Source organism: Rahnella sp. NRRL B-41462, from assembly GCF_003263525.1.
Taxonomy (GTDB): Bacteria; Pseudomonadota; Gammaproteobacteria; order Enterobacterales; family Enterobacteriaceae; genus Rahnella; species Rahnella aceris.
This window is the reverse complement of record NZ_JYDF01000022.1, coordinates 121,939-142,528: the sequence shown is the minus strand read 5'-3', so window position 1 is coordinate 142,528 and position 20,590 is coordinate 121,939. Positions and strand designations below refer to the sequence as shown.

Genomic DNA, 20,590 nt, shown 5'->3' with positions numbered 1-20,590 from the left:
CTTAAGTGACCGGCATTAAGCCTGAGCTGTCCTTTTTGGTTATAACGTACTGAATTATTTCACGTAGCTATTTAACGTAAGTAAAGGCCGTGGTGACGTGTTTAACGCCGCTCACGCCCGCCGCTATCCCAGCCGCTGACTTACCTTCTTCCTGCGTCACCAGACCCAGCAGGAACACTTCGCCGTTTTCGGTGGTGACTTTGACGTTAGATGATTTAACTGAATCACTGGTCAGCAACTGAGAACGGACTTTGGTGGTGATCCACGTATCCATTGACGCTGTGCCCATGCTGACCGGCTTACCGGTACGGATTTCGTTGTACACTTCCGTTGCGCCTTCAACACCCATCGCAATTTGTTTTGCGCGAGAAGCCATATCCGCCGTCGGCGCCTGACCGGTTAACAGGACTTTACCCTGATACGCAGTCGCCACGATGCGGGCTTCGTCTTTCAGTTGTTTATCTTTACTCACCGCATTAGAGACACGGGCTTCCAGCGTGCTGTCATCAACCTGAGTGCCGACCGTACGTGGGTCAGTCGTTGTTTTTGTTGCGACGCCAGCCGCACCAACTACCGCAGCGGCGACACAGCCTTGTAACAGAAGGGCGCTTAACAATACAGCAAAGAGAGGACTCGCCTTCATGGGATCTCCTTAATCGTCCTGGTGTGGGAACAGCGTGTTATCTATCAGGTCACAGAGACAGTTAACTGTGAGCATATGCATTTCCTGAATGCGGGCGCTGCGATGAGAGGGAATACGGATCTCAACATCATGAGGCCCCAGTAAACCCGCCAGCTCGCCGCCGTCATAACCTGTTAATGCGACAATGGTCATATCACGGGTTACCGCTGCTTCAACGGCTTTGACAATATCACGGCTGTTGCCGCGGGTAGAAATGGCCAGCAGAACATCACCCGCCTGACCTAAGGCGCGGACCTGTTTAGCATAAATTTCTTCATGCAGTCGATCGTTGGCAATCGCAGTGAGCACAATGTTATCTGCACATAATGAGATTGCAGGAAGGCTGGGACGTTCAGTTTCAAAACGATTAATCAGACTGGCGGAAAAATGCTGCGCATTTGCCGCAGAGGTGCCATTGCCGCAGCACAGAATTTTATTGCCGTTAAGCAGCGATTGCACCAGCGTCATCGCGGCGCGGGAAATCGCGTCAGGCAAGGCTTCTGCCGCCGCAATCTGAGTTTGGATACTTTCTGTAAAGCAGACTTTGATTCTATCCAGCACGGGTTTTCGTCCAGTCAGTCGTCGTAATATTTATTCCGCATTGAAGGCATCACGCAGCCATTCTATCTGGCTGCCGGTGATGGCAAAAACATCAAAACGGCAAGATGATGTGTCAAAGCTTGCGTTCTTTCCTGCAAGCCAGAAAGAGGCAGCGCGTAACAGGCGCTGCTGTTTTTGAATCGTCACGCTGGCCGCCGCACCACCAAAACTGGCGTTGCGCCGGTAACGGACTTCAACAAACACCCAGGTTTGCTGGTCACGCATGATCATGTCAATTTCACCGGCACGGCAGGCCACATTGGCCGCCACGAAGGTTAACCCGGCTTTTTCGAGATAGCGTCGTGCAAATGCTTCGTATTTATCGCCGCACGCCCGCGTTTTTGACAAAAAAGACTTCATCAGTACGTCCTTGTACCTGTAATGGCTGAGAATTCCGATCTCTGTTGAGCTGTTTCAGTTTTCTCTTAAGAAGAAACTGGCACCAGCGAACCCTGACGGTATTGCAGCCATGGCAATTTACGGTGGATCACGCAATTGCTATTGGCGCTCAATTCTCCGGTGCTGCCGGAAACCTGGAAGCCAGGCAATGTGCGCATCTGGGAGAAATGATTTGCCAGATTCCAGGCATCGATCCCCATCGCATAGAGACGAACCAGCGAATAGTCGTTACCAAACTTCGCGGCTGCCTGCTGCATCAGCGCAGGGTTACCGCCTGCCAGTAAAGGAATATCGCTAAACTGCACGCCTTCCATTTCGAGACGGTAATCCGGACCGGCACCTGCCTGATAGCTGCGTGAACTGGCGTACACTGAAGGATGCACGCGGCCATTCACGGCCAGATCCAGCATCGGTTTAATCAGCGTCAGTTCACTTTGTGTCGCAACAACGTAGACGGAATCCACTGCGCCACCGGTACTGCCTTGCGTAATCTGTGCATCTGTCGGCGGCGCCGGGATGGTAATGCCACCAATTGTGACACCCTGCGCTTGTGCTGGCGCGGCTGCATCACTGGTGGTGACCGGCGTACCGGTCAGGCGGATACCGCTGCCAATAGAAGAACGCAATTCACCGGCGGAACCGAGACCTTGTTTCAGTACGGTTTGCCCGCCCAGTTTCTGCCATTCGTTAGCAAAAGCCTGCGCGATACGGTCGCCGAAGCTGCCACGCGGCACCAGTAACAGCGGCATACGTTTCTGCTCAGACCACATGTGGCGCGCAGCATCCTGTGCCTCGTCTTCCGGCGAGAGCGCAAAGTAACAGATATTCGGGCTGTTTTTCTCAGTTTCTGGCTGATTGAGCGCTAAAACATTCAGAGGCGTCTGGTCAGAAGCGAGTGCGTTCACCTGATCTTTCAGCAGCGGGCCGACAACCAGCGTTGCGCCATCCTGCTGAGCCTGCGTCAGAAGCGCGGCCAGAGGCTGACCATTGGTATCATACACTTTCACCTGCCCGTTGCTGCTGGGCACGGGCGCAGCGGCTGGGGTTGCGGCAGGCTGAGCCTGGGAAGGATCGGTTTGAGACGCGGTATTTTGCGCGCTGGCGTCCGGTGCAGATGTACTGACGGCTGCGTTCGGGTCTGCCGGCGCCTGAGATTGTGCGTTTGGATCTGTCGATGCCGTTTGTGCCGCTGGCTGGCTGACCTGACCGCTCATTGCCGCATTAAAACCCTGCTGAATGGCATTCCCGTAAACCTGTGCCGGGCCGCTCATTGGCAGAAACAGCGCAATTTTGCCGGTTGAAGCAGGCTGGAAAGTCAGCACATTATTGAGCTGAGTCGGCAGGCTTTTCGCTGCCGGATTCACCGGATAACGGCGCTGCCAGTCTTTAATCCCGGCTTTCAGTAAATCAGGATCCTGCTTGTTGCTTTGCCAGACGCTGAGTAAATCCAGCCATCCCTGCAGCGTATTTTCATCCGCATTGATCACGATGCTGTTGACGTCCTGTGCGGACATCTGCGTCAGCGCCATCCAGGTGCGGTCAATGTTGTCCTGATGCGGCTGACCTTGTACCAGCGGCTCCTGCGCGATATAGGCGCGGATCACGCCAAGGCTGGTGCGCCCCTGACTGGCATCGATTTGCGCCTGATAATAACGGGCTTTCTGATCGTTGGTCAGATCGTGGGGATCCAACTGGCTCAGACTGGTGGCTGCTGCCGGATAATTTTTCAGCGCAACCTGCACTTCTGCACTGGTCAGTTGCTGCTCGACGGTTTGGGCAGCCGTCAGATTTTGTGGCACTTTAGCCAGCTGTTCCGCCGCCTGAGGCGTTTTGCCTTCGCGTATCAGGGCACGCACTGCAAGCAATTGCCAGTCAGCCTTGTTATCATCACCGCTTTGCTGCGCCTGCTGCAAATAATAGTCAGAGCTGCCGGACGCTGCACCCTGGACACTTTCTGTCGGTGCCTGCGGCGCCTGACCTGAACAGCTGGCAAGAAGCATGGCCACGATGATGGCAGGGAGTAAACGTCCCGAACGGGTACGAAAGGTCATTGAGGAAGGCATTCAGTTTCCAGTGATGTTTTTTTAAGATGCTCAATATTAAATCGGCAATCCGGATGAAACAATGAATCAAGACGATCAAGCAGATATTTCTGCCTCAACGCTGTATATCGTACCGACGCCAATTGGCAATTTAGGGGATATTACCCAACGCGCGCTGGCCGTACTGAACAGTGTAGATTTGATTGCTGCAGAAGATACCCGCCATACCGGATTGCTGCTGCAACATTTCGCGATCACGGCAAAAATGTACCCGCTGCATGATCATAATGAACAGCAGAAAGCTGAGCATTTACTGGCGAAATTGCAGGCAGGCCAGACGATAGCGCTGGTCTCGGATGCCGGTACGCCGCTGATCAATGATCCTGGCTATCACCTTGTGCGTCGCTGCCGCGAAGCCGGTATCCGCGTGGTACCGTTACCCGGTGCCTGTGCGGCGATCACCGCGCTTTGTGCCGCCGGTTTGCCCTCTGATCGTTTCTGTTACGAAGGGTTTCTGCCCGCCAAAACCAAATCCCGTAAAGATACGTTGCAGGCATTGATTGAAGAACCCCGCACGCTGATTTTCTATGAATCCACGCACCGCCTGTTGGACAGTTTGCAGGATATGGTCGAAGTCTGGGGGCCAGATCGTTATGTCGTACTGGCGCGTGAACTGACCAAAACCTGGGAAAATATTCACGGTGCGCCGGTGGGTGAACTGCTGGCATGGGTGCAGGAAGTCGAAACGCGCCGGCGCGGTGAAATGGTGCTGATCGTTGAAGGCCATAAGGTCGATACCGAAGCCTTACCGGCGGAAGCCCTGCGCACACTGGCATTGCTGCAAAAAGAACTGCCGCTCAAAAAAGCGGCCGCGCTGGCCGCCGAAATCCACGGTGTGAAGAAGAATGCGTTGTATAAATACGCGCTTGATGAGCAAGAGGGTGACAAATAGGGCGTAATACCCTATTATCCGCCGCGGAGTTGACCAGACAGTCGCCGCTTCTTTGCCGTCCCTTTCGGGGGAGACAGAAGGAGGGGAGGAAAGTCCGGGCTCCATAGGGCAGGGTGCCAGGTAACGCCTGGGAAGCGCGAGCTTACGACAAGTGCAACAGAGAGCAAACCGCCGATGGCCCGCGCAAGCGGGATCAGGTAAGGGTGAAAGGGTGCGGTAAGAGCGCACCGCGCGGCTGGCAACAGTTCGTGGCAAGGTAAACTCCACCCGGAGCAAGGCCAAATAGGGGTTCACATGGTACGGCCCGTACTGAACCCGGGTAGGCTGCTTGAGCCAGTGAGCGATTGCTGGCCTAGACGAATGACTGTCCACGACAGAACCCGGCTTAACGGTCAACTCCACTCTATATAAAACAATGAGTTGGTGTATTCCTGAGGAATGCACCAACTTTTGTTCCCTTCAGGACACTTTCTGTAAACGATATCTTCCGCTCTTCAGCACCACTTTATAATCCCCAAACACTTTCTGATCCGCACTGGCATAAATTATTTTCTCGCGATACTTCACCATGACTTTTTCCTGCCCCGCGATTTCAGTCACCAGCATGATTTTCGGTACTGAAATTTTCGAAGTCATCTTGGCTGTCATCTGGCCGTATGAGGCATTGGATGCTGACAGGAATTTCACGGCGTCAACCGGCTGCCCCTGATGCATCAACTCAAAATGCAAATGGGGGCCGGTGCTGCGTCCGGTATTGCCGGAGTAAGCCACGATGCTGCCCTGTTTGATCTCCTGGCCGGCGACGACATTCAGTCTGTTCAGATGCAGGTAGCGGCTTTTCCATCCTTGCGGGTGGCGTACCACCACGTAATTGCCAGCGACGGGATGGTACTTCGCTTCAACGACGATCCCTTTTTCTGTGGCAAACACCGGTGTAAACGGTGGGGCGGCAAAATCGGTTCCCTCATGCTGGGAAAAGCGTCGCAAAAGAGGATGCCAGCGCATACTGAATGCAGAAGTGATCCGTAAAGGAATGTTCAGTGGTGAGCTAAAATGGGGATAACCTGCGGAGACTTCATTAACCGCTTGCGGATGACTGAGCGATGTTTTTTCTCCGGCGACGATAAATAACATCGCCTGAGAAAAAGTGGCAGGAGGATTTTCCTTGTCGGCACGTGCTGCACGCAGCAAAACCATTGTGACAGGGGCATCGCCTCCTGCTTTTGCCATAAACGACAGGAGCAGGATGAAAGGAAATATCCGGCGCATGGTTTACAGCTGCTCAATAAAAAAAATCACCAAACCGGCCATCGAAATCGAAGGACCGAAGGGAATGTAATGCTTTTCAGCAGCCGGATGATTTTCATCCAGAGTCCGGCGCTGGTTCAGCACAGTACAGAGCACATACACCATAATGCCTGAGGCTGCCGACCACATGATCAGTTCCGGAATTTTCTCCATTCCCACCCAGACGGTGATCGCTGCCATTAGTTTGACATCGCCATAGCCCAGCCCCTCACGGCCACGCCATTTTTCATACGCTGCCATCACGGCATAAAGCACAAGCCAGATAATGACGGCACCACAAATTGCCGATCGCGGCCCGATATCCGTAATCCCCAATACTGAGCAGAGTAAGCCACTCCATAACAGCAATGACACCAAACTGTCGGGCAAAATCAGATGCTTAAAATCAATTACCGTCAGACTGTAAAGCAGACAGAAATAGAGGAAAAAGCAGCAGATCTGAATTTCTGTAAAATGCGGCAGCCCTGCAATCGCCAGTGCGGCAAAAATGCCCCCGCACAGTATTTCGGAAATCAGATACTGTGCGGAGATTGGACTTTCACAATGACGACACTTTCCCTTAAGCCATAACCAACTCAGAACAGGGATATTGTCTCGCTTCATTACGGAAGCACCACATGCCGGGCAATGAGAAGGTGGCCACCAGAGATTCACTTTAACAGCGTCCGGTTCCGTACCGTATTCTGCGAAAATCATTAACGGCAATCGATAAATCAGCACATTAATAAAGCTGCCAATAAACAATCCGAATATCAGTGCCATAACAGGATAAAACCAAAAATAGAAAAGAGTCATTAAAACGATTCCCTGCGAGAATGAACGGAAAAACACGGTATTTTCAATGAGAGCGTTATTTCTCTGTGATACCTTTTTTTACTTCCATAAAATCAATGAATATATTTGGTTCTTCTTCCGTTGCAATTTCTAATCGCTGCGAAAATAACTGAGTGCCTTTGGTGTCGCAAATATAAGCATTGTCTGATGTCGGTTGCTTTCCCATCATTTGTGCAAAGGTAAATCCTTTCTGCCCTTCCGGAATATGGATAATATTGAAACCGGGCACTTCCCTAAACGAATCGACAGCCGGATCCTGGAAATGGGTTAAGTCGGTATAATCATCCACCGATCCTTTAGCACCATTCAGGCATGTAAATATATCACTACCCCGTATACCTTGCTCGTTAATAGCCCCCTGTCCGTTCCAGATACCCGACCAATGCACACCTCCGGCAAGACGAGTATGAATTGCAGCAACATCTGTTATGGCCATCCTCTCGTTATCCAGGTAGTAGGGAATAAGGTACTTACTCTCTGTTTTATCATGATTGAGCGTATCTTTCCCGTTTGAAACGAAAGCATACTCTGCAGGATAATCATTGTTGATCCCGAAACTCTTATAGCGTACGAAATATTCTCCGTCATCACTTTGGAGTGTCCAGGCTGCAAGCCGTTGCTCACTGCCATCAGCATCGCCGAGCAACAAGGCTTCTAAGTGTATGACTTCCATATGACGATGAGGAAGATAAACAACTAATTCATGCCCTTCCCCCCCCCGTGCTGTTGTTGCTGGTATTACCTTCAGGTCCGTCTGAAGCGCGGGGGAAAATAATCGTGCCAACCCATAACTTTTGATTTTTGCTGGCGGCCAGTTCAATCAGTTCATCATATAAAGAGAGATTTCGCGTCGAGCTCGTCATTGCTGGCTTACATTTATAACGCTGCTCTTTCAGGGAGACAGGCGTACCTGAACATGCCGTAATTGCCGGGAAAGGGTCGCCTTTCTGATAGGGTTTCGCATTAATGATGGGCAGGCCCCAGTCTCCTTCTTTACCGCCACTCACCCAGCTGTAATTGGCTTGTGTATCATAGTGAAGGTAGTGTTCTGAGAAATCAAAATTGTCATCTGTTATCTCCGGTAAACGCTGGGCAGGAACCTGTCCGGAAGAGGATTCTATATACATAATATTTATTGCAATTGGCAGGGAGTTTTTCTCCTCATAGGAATATTTGTCACCACTTCGGGTATATCCAAAAAAATTAGCAATAGGCAACGCAAGGGGCATATCCAGCGGTTGTGCTGTACCGCCACCGCTATCAGATTCAGCAAATTTGAACACGCCTCCTTTAGGTATCGTGGCCGAAAAGCTATTAACCGATACTATATTCAAGAAAATGAAAAGCAGAATTATTTTTTTCATCATACACCCCTTTAAAAAGAACCACTTGCGCCCATTTTCCCTAATGTATCCGAAAGGGCGAACAGTGCTGCGAAAACCCAAATCACACAGCCACCCAGTACAAGTGTCGAAAGTGATTTCAATAGCCCGGCTAGTTTTTTAATATATTCCTGAACATGTTCTCTGGACTTCGCTGAAACAGAACTAAGCACCTCATTAAATGAAGGTAATTCTGCATACAAGCTAATGTTAAGCAGCGTTTCAGGACCGAATAATCCTGTATTCAATGCATCCCCGTAACCCAGCCCAATAGCCATTTTCTCGCGCATGCCATTGATATGATGCTTCAGCCATCTGTTAGAGTTTAAGAGGATAATGGCGAGTCCGTCATTTAAAGGAATGCCATTTTTTAACATCAACGCAAGGTTGTTTATAAATATCGAGGCGACAATTTGTTTATAGGTCGAAAAGGGAAGGATCCGATCCAGAAATTTATTTCTGAACTGACCGCTAAAGTTGGAAATAATCGTCTTAATGAAAAAGACTGTCACCGTAATAACAATCAGTATATAAATCCACAGGCCGGCCACCAATGCTTTCCCGAAGGTATATAATGATTGTGTCACGCCAGGCCATTTGTTGACGGGAACGACACTTTCGAAAGCCGGGAAAACTTTCATCGAATATCCTGCGATGACAATAAGAGAAAGAATCATCATAATCACCGGGAAAAGCACGGCGGAAATAAGTTTGCTTTTCAACTCACTGTTATAGTTTATGACATTGACGAGCGTCATAAAGCCATCAGCCAGACTGCCGCTCTGCTCGGCCGCGTGAATAACGCTAAGTTCACTTTGGGGAACCAGACCATCAAACATAACGGCAATGGAGGCACCTTTAAGACCTGCCTTCATATTATTGGTTAACACGGCAATATTCTTCGCAAAACCCGGGCCTAACAGGCTTTTACCCTCGAGCTGAAGTTTGAGCAGGGAATCGTAAAGGGGCAGGTCTGTTCTGATCATGTCAGCACAGAACTTATAAAGAAAAAGCCGCTGTTTCTTACCGAACTTTGCCATGGATAATCTCCGAGTTGTCTTTATCTACATCGCCAAATTCCATACTGAACCAGGTAGCACAAACCCGACCACGAAGTACTTCCGCAAATACCTTTTCTTTTATTTCAAATCCCTCACTCAGACCCGGTGACGAGATGCGTTTTTTTCGCCATAAGGTGTAAACCTGTAACCACTCTTGTTTAGATATTGCGGCGAGTTCATCATATGTGGGTCGCATATATTCCATGACAAGTTGCCTGCCGCTTATACCGGTATGCTTACATTTTTCACACCCCCTTTCGTTTTGCTCGTAGAGGGTCATCAATTTCTCACCAAATGTGATTTCGACAGAATGATGGCAATGAGGACAAATAACGGGGACAAGTTTTTGACACTGCAATCCGGCAATAAAGCCCGGTGTGGAGAGTTTATCGCTGGTGATGCCCATGGCGGATAAGCGCTGTAGCAGGGAGACAATATTCCCTGCATGAACAGTCGTAAAACAGTAGTGACCGCTTTCAACTGCGCCGGCGAGGGCATTCGCGGAGATAGAGTCGCGGATTTCGCCCACCATCAGAACATCAGGATCGCGGCGTAATGCGGATTTGATAGCAGAATGGAAACCGCCACCTTCAACACTGACCACTGAGCTTTGTTTTGCTCCAAATATCTGATATTCGACAGGATCTTCTACAGTAAGAAAACAGCCTTTATTTCCATAACGGTTAACCTGCAGCCACTCCATCAGGTTCTTCAGAGTGGTGGATTTTCCTGAACCAGTGGTGCCCGCAATAAAATATGCCCCATAGGGATTACTGAGGATCTTTTTCAGATCTTCTAATTCTTCTTCCGATATACCGAGTTTATTGAGATTAGCGACGGCTCCTTTAGAGAGTCCTGATGGGATAATACGTAATACAGCATGAAAACAATCGTTCGTTTCACCAAAAATGGGAAAGTGGGCGTAGCGGAAACGAAAACTTAATCCGTTAAGCGTATAGAGAATATTGGCACTTTGCGGAATAGTACGGTTCCAGGTGGTATCACGGGTGCTGGCCTGTACGTTGTACAGGACGAATACCAGCTCATCGCATTTGCTGGCAGGCATCTGCATCATTGGTAGCAGCATGCCATTTACCCTGACCTCAAGCTGCGCAAGAATATCATTGCGGGTGATATGAAGGTCACTGGCCCCCATATCAACGGCTTCAATCAATATGGCTTCAAGTTCCTTCTGCGTTTCACTAATATCCAGTGCAACACGGCTCTGTTTCTGCAAAGAAACAAGTTCATAAATTTTGAAATAAACGGCTTCTGTGACGCCCCCGATTCCGACAATCTTGTGACGATGGATGTCGTTCATTTTGCGAACTTCATATTGAAGAATATGCAGCTCTTCAATTAAAGAACGTTGAGAAACGAGATACTCCTGCGTGCCCAAGCGGGCGAGCAACATGCGATCCTCAATTTCAGCAAAAGTCCATTCGCCGCTGTGTATGGAATCGTCCGTAAGTCGTATGAAATCCAGGATCACCGGGAGACTTCCTGAACAAATGACTGACGTCCGTTATTGCCCTGATGGACGGCATAACGTTTACCGTTAGCTAAGAAAATCTCTCCGATACGGACAAATACGATTTTTGTGCCCACGGAGACGGCTGCCTGTGTGATGCCAGCAATCTGCGACAGCATCATTATTTTCGGTTCGACAAGAGGGGCTTGTGAAGCCGGTTTAGCTTCTTTATCGTCAGATTCGCCACCCATGTTGCTCATCATTGGCACCTGAGTCAGTTCCGAGGCTTCACTTTTTATCTTTGCCATTTCCAGCCGCAACTTAGCGAGCGTCAGCTGTTGTGAAAGCTCACGCTGGGCCTGATTAAAAGCCACGTCATCTTCCATCAATCTGGAGATATGCTGCTGAATTGGAGCCGGGACTTCCCCGAAAGGATCGCTGGTGGTTTTAACGTCATCAGCGAAACTGCCAGAAGAAAACAAAACAATCAGAGCTGTTAACATTAATTTCCGATTTTGCATACCATGACTCCTGAAATTTTATTATCTTTAACGCTATCGATTTTTTGAATAATAAACGCGTCCCTGAATGCTTGTCTTTCTAAAATACTGGCGACGTACAATACATCTATGCCATTTTTAGACGTTTTGGGTATTTCCATTTCCCAGTTCATCGTGTTAAGTCCGTAGTATTTACCTCTCCCTTTTTTGGCTATTTTATTTTCGTTCGTCTGCACAGGCGAACCAGGAAGGGAGACTATTTTTAATGTTTGCTGGATGCCCGATATCGAGTTATAAGAATAAAGATAGTTTAATAAATCCCCGCAGAATGGCGCAGTAATATCTGCTTTGTTTTTATAGGCACTCAGTAACGGGTTATCACTCAGGCCTGATTGAATCCCCGAGAAATTAACCGCGTCATCTGAGAAAATCGCTGTATAATTTTCACCCCAAAAGTTTTTCTGCGCTATATTAAATACATTGCCTTTATTCAGCTGATAACTAAATGAGCAGTTCTGTGGATCACAAACAAATGTTTCATTTGTATAATTGAATTCGGCCAGGATGTTTTGACTTTTTGAAATCTCAGACGCCAGTTTGGTGAATTGCGTGATGCTCCCACCCGTTAACGATTTCAAATAGTACTTTTCGACAGTTTTTATATCATTCGCTAATTGCTGTTCCTCACGACGTCTGACGTCCTCCTTCACCTGTGCTGGTTTATAGGCATAGAAATACCAGACGGTCACTCCGCCAGCAACAAGCAACAAGAGAACGACAACCGCAATCGCAACTTTAATGTTTCTGGAAAGCGGCTGAGAGTTTTTCTGTAATTTAAGTCCTTTTATCATATTGTTACCCGGAAATTATGCTATACAGAAATATTGAAGAACAAATAACAAGAAGGGCTACACCACCGGCCACACCTGTCCAGAATATTCGCTGCTTTTTTCTATAAATGAGTTGATTTTCTTTGCATGACTCAGCGATACAGTCTAACTGTGCAGGCGTTATTTCCGAGACGCGCAAACGTGAATATTTTGATTCAGGTAAAGACGACAATATTTCTCCAAAAAATGTCTCAGTGATAACGCAGTCACTTCCACTAATGATGATGCCGTCCATAATGATCAACAAATAAACTTGTTCGTCGCCCGCCATAAAGTGATAAAGGCCATCTCCGTAAAGTTTTCTGAGATGAACAGCAAAAGATTCACAACCCGGCGCTGTCTTTATGGAATAGCCAACGAGCTCGTTTGTCGTTATGTCATCCTGAACACGGTAAACATACATACGATGACTCCGACGTATATTTACCATCCATCGCATATATCCGGCGTCCATATTTTCATGGTTTGAGGAGTCCCAAATTAACCCCGTCAATATATTGTTACGCGACAACGTATTTAACATGATGTCCGTCTCCAATCGTTAACGGTTCAAAGGTGCCCGGTAATAGTCAATACCCACCACCATGACGACAGTATTTTCATTGTCAGCAGTACTTTGACCATAACCTAACATCTGGTATTCCTTGTCTTTGCTTAATTCATTTAGTTCATATTTTGCAACCATCAGTAAACTACCAGGGTTCACTGCTGTTGAATTAAACATTTCAGTTGTCGTGACATTGGGTAACTGAACCGTATCAAACACATCTATAGAGTTTAACTGGCTCTTGGTAAATCCACTGGTGACTTCGACACGACCATCGGTCATGACACGCGGAGTAATAATAAAGCTGGTGCCGGTAATGATTTCAGCGGTTTCGATCTCGACATCCTCGTCTCCGCTGTCTTTATTCACCGTGCGGGTACGGCCTGAGACGTAGTGCTGAGAATTAGTCATGTTGAGAGGAATGGGGGTGTTATTGCGTGTCACAAACGAACCACTTTGCAGCACCTTACTCCCGGTAAGTGAATACAGGGCATTTAGCTTCGCATCGATACTCAGTGCACGATCAGCGCCGCCAGCGACAGTCATACCGCCCCCTAACATATCCATCATTGACGTATCAATGACGACGCTGCTGCCCCCATCTATGTAAGACATATTCAGGCCAGCACCGTACTCTTCCAATTTCTCTTTATTAAGAGTGAAAATTTTGTATGTGACGACAAATTGCCGGTTATTATCGTCCTGATATTTTTTTAAGACGTCGCTCAGGACTTTATACTCTGACGGACGCCCGGTAAGCGTAACAATGGAGGCATCTTTAAAAATACTGTACATGCCGCTTGAAACATACTTCTCTGCCATGTCTTCGACATCATCCCAGAATGATGATTCGAATTTGGTTTCAGACTTTCCTTCCAGTCCGCCGTTACTGACTGCATCATTAGATAAGTCCAGACTGGCCTCGAACTTATTGTTCTCACCATAAAAATCAAGCTTAATAGCATAGACACTATAAGCATCGATTTTAAGAATATTATTCTCATCCAGATTGGCTTTTACATCGTACAGCGCGGAAATGTAACGCATGAACTCTTCAAAGGTTCCGGTGAAATTGATGCTGTGCGGCTCGATGCTGACCTTGCCGGCATCAGTTCCTTTCTGGCCAGGAATAGCCAAATTCATTCTGTGGCTAACCCCGGTTTGCGCCAGCAATACATCCAGAACGGTATTCAGGTCTGTAGGTTCATAAGAATTTATGGTGACTTTTTTAGCCAGTAAAATCTGACGCGTAGAACTGTAGTCTACTTTCGTGCCTAAATAAGCCGTGTCATATTTCACATAGGGCTTAACCTTCATTTCATCCGCAGACGTCGCGCCAGGTATAGCGTCTTTCACATTGCTACGTGAAAATTGTTTGTTGAAACTTTCTGCGCAACCTTGCAAGAGAAGAAACGCTATCATTAATCCAATTTTGTTTTCATATCCCTATCCCGAAATAATTCCGTTACATATCATCAATAAGTAATACGTGATTCTTCTGATAATTTTTAATAATCAACCCGTAGTTTTCAGAAGAAAATAGCTTTCCTAACTCTGCCAGAACTTCATCGTCATTGTTTCCCACGAGGGCAATATGACTATAAATTAAGTAATCATTTTTGCTTTGCCAGAGCAGTTTATAACCCGCCTGTTCTGCCCATGTTTTAATTCCCTGACTTAACAGTTCACCACTGTTCAGTGTCAGCGTGACACTCACCGTTGCCGGAGTCAGAACAGAGATACTATCCCCACCAGAGAAAGGATTTCGCGGTGCGTCAGCCGGTTTACTTACAGGGGGAACCGAAGATGAATGTGATAAACTGCCATCTGCATTCACTGTCGCGTACGCACATTGTCCAAGGGCTATGAATAAAATCGTTATGCATCCCGCTATTTTAAATTTCATTTTCCTTCATCCTGAAAATTGTTAAAAACCTATTTTTAAATCATATATCAATGTTGAATTAATCCGGTGGTATGGGTACATGAGCATCCAGTTCAGGTTGCTTTATTGAACTACACCATGAGGTCAGTACAACGGAAAGTGAACTCGGATTAATAACGCTAACACCTTGCCCCGTCACATTGTCAAAAACACCGCTGGTTGCACTGATCACCCAGTAATCGCCGTTGGCATCATCTTTAATAAGATTCACTTGCACGGCGACGCCACTTAAATGATCTAATACACCTGTAGTGGTTCTCCGGTTATTTTCACTATTGGAAAAGTCGGTGAAGTCTCCACCGTCTTCATCTTCGCCTTCTGATGTTTCCAGCTTACCCACATCAGCCGCTATAGAAGAAATGGCGGCAGCCATTCTTGGGTAAAGCTGTCGCGGCACTTTCTGCGGGTCAGCGGGAGCGGGCGGAGCCAGAGGGCAAGTTTGTACGGGAAGCTTGATGTGGCCTGGTTCATCAGTGACTTTTTTATTGTAATTCTCCGGGTCATTAACAATGACATCATTGGTACCGGTGTCCTTTTTATTGCCAAAGGATTGGTAGGAAACCACTGGACTGGTCATTAATGCGACGACATTCCCTTTTTCCGGGTCAAATGCCTCACCTTCGAAAATGACATTGGCCATCAATGTACCTGTGACAATCTGATTATTCGCATTTTTAGCCGTCAGATGCATCACACCCTCATCCTGATTGCGTCCTGAGCCGTTTTCAACTTCAAGACAGTGAGTCATCATATTTTCTTTATAATTCCAGCACAGTTTATTTACACCGACTGAGCCGTCCGGCTTGACGTTTTTCCCCACGCCCGCCTTGAAACTGAAACGGACACCCAACTGCGCGATATTTTGATTCATATCGTCCAGATACGAAGCCATGCTTCCAAACGGAATAGCACTATCCGTGGCCTTGGCATTATTTGTTTTTAACAACTTCCAGCCGGTACCAAAGTTTGTGGCTTGTGTATTTTTTTCATCGTTACGATAGAGATAGTCGGCCTGAATGAACGTCAGATCGTAATGGGAAAATGCCTTGCTAAAGGCGGTGGCATAATTTTCGATGGAAAATTTATCAACATCACTTTTTCCATTACGTCCTGGATGAAAACTGATGAAAAAATCGACCTGATCAATCGCCCGCGAGTTATCCGGGCCGATCAGATCGACACGTTCGAGCACCAGATATTTATCCTGACTGTCCGGAGGTTGCTTACAGGGTAAGTCCTCCGTATTGAATTCGTCATCTGCAACTTTCTGATTAGTTGAGCTGTAGCAGCGGTGACTGGTGAAATAACCTCGTGCCTGAGTATTGTCCCATTTAATGTAATCATTCTTATCACTCGGTTCTTCATTTGGCTTATTATTAAAACGCGTGGCGTAAGCTTTTCCTTTTTCATCGGAAGTTAAAATGTCAGGGTTATAGAGAGGGTTAACGATAAAATCTAATTCACCATCCGCATCGACATCGGTGGTTAGTTGAATGTTATCTTTATTTACAAACTGTAAAAAGCCATGAATTTCACCTGCAAGTATATTGGTCAGATTTTCCCTTGCAACTGATTCGATTTGTTTTTTCTTATACAGGGAGAATGAGGTGAATACGACACCCATAATGCCCATGACGATAATCATTTCCAATAAGGTAAACCCTTTACTGTTTCTTACCCCTGGCATACACATTCTCATCATTTCAACGTCATCGAAAATGAGCCTGCAACAATAATCGCGGCAGGCTCCTGTTTTAATAAAGGATAGTTTTAACGCTTTACTTATTTACTGCCTAACACCAGCGCGTTGTCTGAACCGACGGAGCTATCACAAAAACCAGTGCCAACAATGGTTTCTGGAGTTAATTTGTCTTCAGTCAGCGTCTTAAGAATCGGCGCTGTAGCTGTGCCTGATAATGACGTTGGCGCCGATGCTAAATCTCCACCTGCAGCAACTTTCGCGGAAGCAACATAGTCCCATTGCCCGCCAATTTGAGATGCAATATTACGACAATCTTCTGTATCAAGACCATTAATAACAAGGTAGAAACCTTTCATCTTCGTATCAGCAGTCGCGTACTTAACACCACCCAATTCGAACGGGTCGTTTGATATACCATTGAAAGCTTCTCCAACGGAAATTTTACCCATTTTAACCAGAGTCGAAATGATTGAGCCTGTTGTATCGGTTGCACTACCGATATCCGATTTAGTCAGTGACGCTGCAGACGCAGTAGCCGGATATTCAGCGCTGTCTTTATAAGCTTCTGTTGTCCCCACACGGACTGAGTTAGTATTATCGGCTAATTCACTGATGTCCTGTGCTGTGAAGGCACGGTTTGCCAACACAACTACACCCGCTGCAATAATACCGATAATGCCCAGAACGATGATGATTTCCAGTAAGGTAACACCACGCTGTTTTTTAATTTCCTGATACTGATTTGCTTTACGCTTTAATGCAGTAATTGCATTTTTCATACCTTAATCCTTAGGCTTGAAATAAATTTTATAAATCACGTAGTAATACGATCCCGCTGGAATAGAGCAAGATTCTTATAAATAAGAAATATATAGACTAACGTCTTAATGTTGTTACTAACGTTTTAAAGGCAGTAGTTCATGGCCATTCCCTTTATAAAAAATCAATCCCATTAACCAGCGCCGGAAATCATAGAGCAAAAAAAAGAATGCGTATAGATAATAAATCGGATCAAACGAATTAAATGTTATTCATATGAACTATTAGGGGGTGTTAATAATAAGATCATTTTGATGAATATTATATATATAGTCATTGCCTGACTTCTAAATATAAATTTTAGTGATCATTCCGGGTTGGCTTTCACATGAGGAAAAGGTGTTTTTTGTACAGTGTTATCAATTGGATAGAAGGTTTTTTATTCCTTTTCTCTATCCATTTTTTCGAGTGAGCCTGTCGGGTAATGGCTGCTGTCAGATAGCTCATTTATTACGTATTTCCGTAACTCTTTTTATGGAATAATGTCATTCGAGCATTTAAAAAATGCCGGACAGGTTGCCCTGCGCGGCGTTTTATTTTCTTCGTATTCCTCAAAATTCATACCGGCATATCAATTAATAGTGCGCGTAACGGTGTAATGGCAGAAACCGTCAGGCTGTTTTCCTGATGGATAAACGCGCCATCGCCACAGGCTAGTTTTTGTAGCTCGCGGCTGACCGAACCCTGCGCATCAATCTGCCCGTGAATTGATTGCAAATAGGCGCGTGGTCCGCGAACCGGCAATGTTATTTCTTCACCCGCCGCCAGTGTCAGTTGATGGATCCACACGTTTTGCCGCAGTTGCAGGCTGCCCTTTTCCCCGTCTGGTGAGGCCAGCAGGAAATGCGTCGCCTCCGGCAGTACCATTTTCTGCGTTAACGGATTCTCGTGTTCAGGACAGGCATCCAGCCACAGTTGCATTCGCGTCAGGGGCTGGGTGGTGCTGGTGTTCAGTTCGCTGTAACTGACATTCGCCTGCGTCGACAGCAACGCAGCTTCACCGGCGCTGACCTGCATGCTGTTGCCTTCGCTGTCGCGGTATTCCGCCGAACCCTGCAACACCAGATTCAGCACATCCACGCGCGGATACGTGCGCGGCTGGAAACTGGCGCCGGGTGACAGCACTTCCTGATTCAGGACGCGCAGGGAAGCGTAGCCCATCAGCTTGGGATCAAAGTAATGGCCGAAGGAAAATGTATACCGTGCCTGGAGCCAGCCAAAGTCAGCGGTACCGCACTCTTTTGCCGTTCTGCTGGTAATCATGGCGGTCGCCTCTCTTAAAAATTTCGATGTATAAATGGTAAGCGTCTGGACGTGTGATTGTTAGCCAGTTAATCTGGTCGCTATATTCAAATTTCCTGAAAGAGAAGAGAATGGCTAAGGATCGCGCACTCACACTGGAAGCATTACGGGTCATGGATGCGATTGACCGCAGGGGGAGTTTCGCCGCTGCCGCTGATGAGCTGGGCCGCGTCCCGTCGGCATTGAGCTACACCATGCAGAAACTTGAAGAAGAGCTGGATGTGGTGTTATTTGACCGTTCAGGTCATCGGACAAAATTCACCAATGTTGGCCGGATGTTGCTCGAACGTGGACGAGTATTGCTGGAAGCCGCAGATAAACTGACAGTGGATGCCGAAGCACTGGCCCGCGGTTGGGAAACGCACATCACCATCGTGTGTGAAGCGTTATCGCCCGCTGCGCAGTTGTTCCCGCTGATTGAAAAGCTGGCGCTGAAAGCCAATACGCAGGTGTCCCTGTTAACCGAAGTGCTGGCCGGTGCGTGGGAACGTCTCGAGCAAGGCCGGGCGGATATTGTGATCGCGCCGGATATGCACTTCCGATCTTCCACCGAAATTAACAGCCGCAAGCTGTATAAGCTGGCCAGCATATACGTGGCCGCGCCGGATCACCCGATCCATCTTGAAGCGGAGCCGCTGTCTGACGTTAGCCGGGTTAAATACCGCGGGATTGCCGTGGCGGATACCGCCCGTGAGCGTCCGGTATTAACCGTTCAGTTGCTGGATAAACAGCAGCGTCTGACGGTCAGTACCATCGAAGAGAAGCGTAAAGCCTTGCTGGCGGGATTGGGCGTGGCGACGATGCCTTATCCGATGGTCGAGAAAGATATCGAGGAAGGGCGATTGCGGGTGGTGAGCGCAGAATATAACCGTGAAATCGACATTATTATGGCGTGGCGCCGCGACAGCATGGGCGAGGCAAAAGCCTGGTTCCTGCGTGAAATCCCTAAGCTGCTGGCTACGCGGGACGTGAAGTAATGTGTCCTTCCCCGTGTGAAAGGGGAAGGAGCCGAACGAAATCAAAAACGGCTATCGCGGCCGTGCTCAGAGTCTAAATCCTGCGCCGGTCCGGTGGAAATAATCCCGTAAGGATTGATGGTCGCGTGGCTGCGGAAATAGTGATTACGGATGTGCGCGAAATTCACCGTGTCGCGGATCCCCGGCATCTGGTAGATATCGCGCAGGAAACCGTACAGATTCGGGTAGTCGCTGATGCGGTAGCGATCGCATTTAAAGTGTGTGACGTAGACGGGATCAAAACGCATCAGCGTGGTCCACAAACGCAGATCCGCCTCGGTCAGCTGATTGCCGGTCAGATAGCGATGTTTGCCCAGTAATTCCTCGGCACGTTCCAGTGCCGCAAAAACACCGTCAACCGCTTCATCGTAGGCTTCCTGAGATGTCGCAAAACCCGCCTTATACACCCCATTATTGATTTGCGGATACACCCACTCATTAATCTCATCAATCTCTGAGCGCAACGCCTCGGGATAATAATCCCCGGCTTTGGCACCCACGGCATCAAACGCGCTGTTGAACATGCGGATGATATCGGCGGATTCATTGCTGACGATGGTCTGCTGCTTTTTATCCCACAGGATTGGCACGGTGACGCGGCCGGTGTAATCGTTCTGCGCGCGCAGATAGATTTCATAGGCGTAATTCAGATGATACAAATCATCACCGGTCGCGGCCGGGAAATCGGTGCCGAACGTCCAGCCGTGTTCCAGCATCAGCGGGTGCACGACAGACACCGGGATAATGCCTTCCAGCCCTTTCAGCGTACGCATCAGTAAGGTGCGGTGCGCCCACGGGCAGGCCAGCGAAACATACAGATGATAACGGTCGCGTTCTGCGGTAAAGCCGCCAACGCCGTGTTCGCCCGGCGTCCCATCAGGCGTTATCCAGTTACGAAACTGCGCTGCTGAACGTTTGAAATGACCGCCGGTCGACTTGGTGTCGTACCAGGTGTCCTGCCAAACGCCATTCACTAGTTGTCCCATTTTTCCTCCTTCCCCCTCATCCTTCGAGCCGCCGTGATGCAACCCGAATGATTTAGGGGAGATTTACAGATAAGTAATAAAAAAGGGCGAGGTGATAAATCACATCGCCCTGCAGGTCTGACTTATTGTCTTATTTAATTATAGCGTGGTTG

At 47.9% G+C, this 20,590-nt stretch carries 21 protein-coding genes and 1 other RNA gene; 3 read left to right on the top strand and 19 right to left on the bottom strand.

Features of this window, described 5'->3' with window-relative positions:
- Nucleotides 1–67: 67 nt before the first annotated feature.
- The 4 genes from dolP to UC14_RS07135 all read right to left on the bottom strand — a co-directional run bounded on the left by dolP (nt 68) and on the right by UC14_RS07135 (nt 3,744).
- On the bottom strand, nt 68–643 hold the full coding sequence (dolP, locus tag UC14_RS07150; protein WP_013577231.1) for a division/outer membrane stress-associated lipid-binding lipoprotein: 576 nt from the start codon (nt 641–643) through the stop codon (nt 68–70).
- A 9-nt stretch (nt 644–652) separates the two neighbouring features.
- The gene (gene diaA / locus UC14_RS07145; RefSeq protein ID WP_013577230.1) at nt 653–1,243 is read right to left on the bottom strand and encodes a DnaA initiator-associating protein DiaA; all 591 of its coding nucleotides are present in this window, start codon (nt 1,241–1,243) and stop codon (nt 653–655) included.
- Between the two features lie 30 nt (nt 1,244–1,273).
- Entirely contained in the window at nt 1,274–1,642 is a 369-nt protein-coding gene (locus tag UC14_RS07140; protein ID WP_013577229.1) for a YraN family protein, read from the bottom strand.
- 65 nt (nt 1,643–1,707) lie between these two features.
- Entirely contained in the window at nt 1,708–3,744 is a 2,037-nt protein-coding gene (locus UC14_RS07135; protein ID WP_112197461.1) for a penicillin-binding protein activator, read from the bottom strand.
- Nucleotides 3,745–3,805: 61 nt separating this feature from the next.
- On the opposite strand from UC14_RS07135, the gene rsmI reads away from it, so the two are divergent.
- Nucleotides 3,806–4,675: a 16S rRNA (cytidine(1402)-2'-O)-methyltransferase gene (gene rsmI, locus UC14_RS07130; RefSeq protein WP_013577227.1), complete on the top strand. Its 870-nt coding sequence runs from the start codon at nt 3,806–3,808 to the stop codon at nt 4,673–4,675.
- Between the two features lie 25 nt (nt 4,676–4,700).
- Nucleotides 4,701–5,079, top strand: an RNA gene (gene rnpB / locus UC14_RS07125) — RNase P RNA component class A.
- Between the two features lie 55 nt (nt 5,080–5,134).
- Here rnpB and UC14_RS07120 read toward each other — a convergent pair.
- The 14 genes from UC14_RS07120 to UC14_RS07060 form a co-directional block, all read right to left on the bottom strand.
- Nucleotides 5,135–5,944 (bottom strand): M23 family metallopeptidase, encoded by an 810-nt coding sequence (locus UC14_RS07120; protein ID WP_112197460.1) that lies wholly within the window; start codon nt 5,942–5,944, stop codon nt 5,135–5,137.
- Between the two features lie 3 nt (nt 5,945–5,947).
- Entirely contained in the window at nt 5,948–6,745 is a 798-nt protein-coding gene (locus UC14_RS07115; RefSeq protein WP_232829649.1) for an A24 family peptidase, read from the bottom strand.
- 88 nt (nt 6,746–6,833) lie between these two features.
- Nucleotides 6,834–7,601 (bottom strand): hypothetical protein, encoded by a 768-nt coding sequence (locus UC14_RS27035; RefSeq protein WP_232829648.1) that lies wholly within the window; start codon nt 7,599–7,601, stop codon nt 6,834–6,836.
- Nucleotides 7,519–8,184 (bottom strand): hypothetical protein, encoded by a 666-nt coding sequence (locus UC14_RS27030; protein WP_232829647.1) that lies wholly within the window; start codon nt 8,182–8,184, stop codon nt 7,519–7,521. Before UC14_RS27030 ends, UC14_RS27035 begins: the two co-directional genes overlap by 83 nt.
- Before the next feature lie 8 nt (nt 8,185–8,192).
- On the bottom strand, nt 8,193–9,239 hold the full coding sequence (locus UC14_RS07105) for a type II secretion system F family protein (RefSeq protein ID WP_112197458.1): 1,047 nt from the start codon (nt 9,237–9,239) through the stop codon (nt 8,193–8,195).
- Nucleotides 9,223–10,752 carry an ATPase, T2SS/T4P/T4SS family gene (locus UC14_RS07100; protein ID WP_013577222.1) on the bottom strand — a complete coding sequence of 510 codons (1,530 nt, stop codon included), beginning with the start codon at nt 10,750–10,752 and terminating at the stop codon, nt 9,223–9,225. Before UC14_RS07100 ends, UC14_RS07105 begins: the two co-directional genes overlap by 17 nt.
- The gene (locus UC14_RS07095) at nt 10,749–11,252 is read right to left on the bottom strand and encodes a hypothetical protein (RefSeq protein WP_013577221.1); all 504 of its coding nucleotides are present in this window, start codon (nt 11,250–11,252) and stop codon (nt 10,749–10,751) included. The genes UC14_RS07100 and UC14_RS07095 overlap by 4 nt, the downstream gene beginning before the upstream one ends.
- Nucleotides 11,234–12,082, bottom strand: a complete 849-nt coding sequence (locus tag UC14_RS07090; protein ID WP_112197457.1) for a hypothetical protein — start codon at nt 12,080–12,082, stop codon at nt 11,234–11,236. The genes UC14_RS07095 and UC14_RS07090 overlap by 19 nt, the downstream gene beginning before the upstream one ends.
- 4 nt (nt 12,083–12,086) lie before the next feature.
- Nucleotides 12,087–12,524, bottom strand: coding sequence for a pilus assembly protein (locus UC14_RS07085; protein WP_232829646.1), 438 nt, complete (start codon nt 12,522–12,524; stop codon nt 12,087–12,089).
- Between the two features lie 138 nt (nt 12,525–12,662).
- Complete coding sequence (locus UC14_RS07080) at nt 12,663–14,090, bottom strand: type II and III secretion system protein (protein WP_112197455.1); 1,428 nt, start codon at nt 14,088–14,090, stop codon at nt 12,663–12,665.
- Between the two features lie 43 nt (nt 14,091–14,133).
- Nucleotides 14,134–14,574, bottom strand: coding sequence for a TcpQ domain-containing protein (locus UC14_RS07075; protein WP_013577217.1), 441 nt, complete (start codon nt 14,572–14,574; stop codon nt 14,134–14,136).
- Between the two features lie 58 nt (nt 14,575–14,632).
- Nucleotides 14,633–16,300 carry a Tfp pilus assembly protein FimT/FimU gene (locus tag UC14_RS07070; RefSeq protein WP_112197454.1) on the bottom strand — a complete coding sequence of 556 codons (1,668 nt, stop codon included), beginning with the start codon at nt 16,298–16,300 and terminating at the stop codon, nt 14,633–14,635.
- Between the two features lie 95 nt (nt 16,301–16,395).
- Nucleotides 16,396–17,094, bottom strand: a complete 699-nt coding sequence (locus tag UC14_RS07065) for a prepilin-type N-terminal cleavage/methylation domain-containing protein (protein ID WP_112197453.1) — start codon at nt 17,092–17,094, stop codon at nt 16,396–16,398.
- Nucleotides 17,095–17,692: 598 nt separating this feature from the next.
- Entirely contained in the window at nt 17,693–18,397 is a 705-nt protein-coding gene (locus UC14_RS07060) for a pirin family protein (RefSeq protein WP_112197452.1), read from the bottom strand.
- A gap of 110 nt (nt 18,398–18,507) precedes the next feature.
- On the opposite strand from UC14_RS07060, the gene UC14_RS07050 reads away from it, so the two are divergent.
- A complete protein-coding gene (locus UC14_RS07050; RefSeq protein WP_013577213.1) occupies nt 18,508–19,413 on the top strand; it encodes a LysR family transcriptional regulator in 906 nt (301 codons plus the stop codon).
- Nucleotides 19,414–19,454: 41 nt separating this feature from the next.
- Here UC14_RS07050 and UC14_RS07045 read toward each other — a convergent pair whose 3' ends face one another.
- Nucleotides 19,455–20,438, bottom strand: coding sequence for a glutathione S-transferase family protein (locus tag UC14_RS07045; RefSeq protein ID WP_112197451.1), 984 nt, complete (start codon nt 20,436–20,438; stop codon nt 19,455–19,457).
- Between the last annotated feature and the right edge of the window lie 152 nt (nt 20,439–20,590).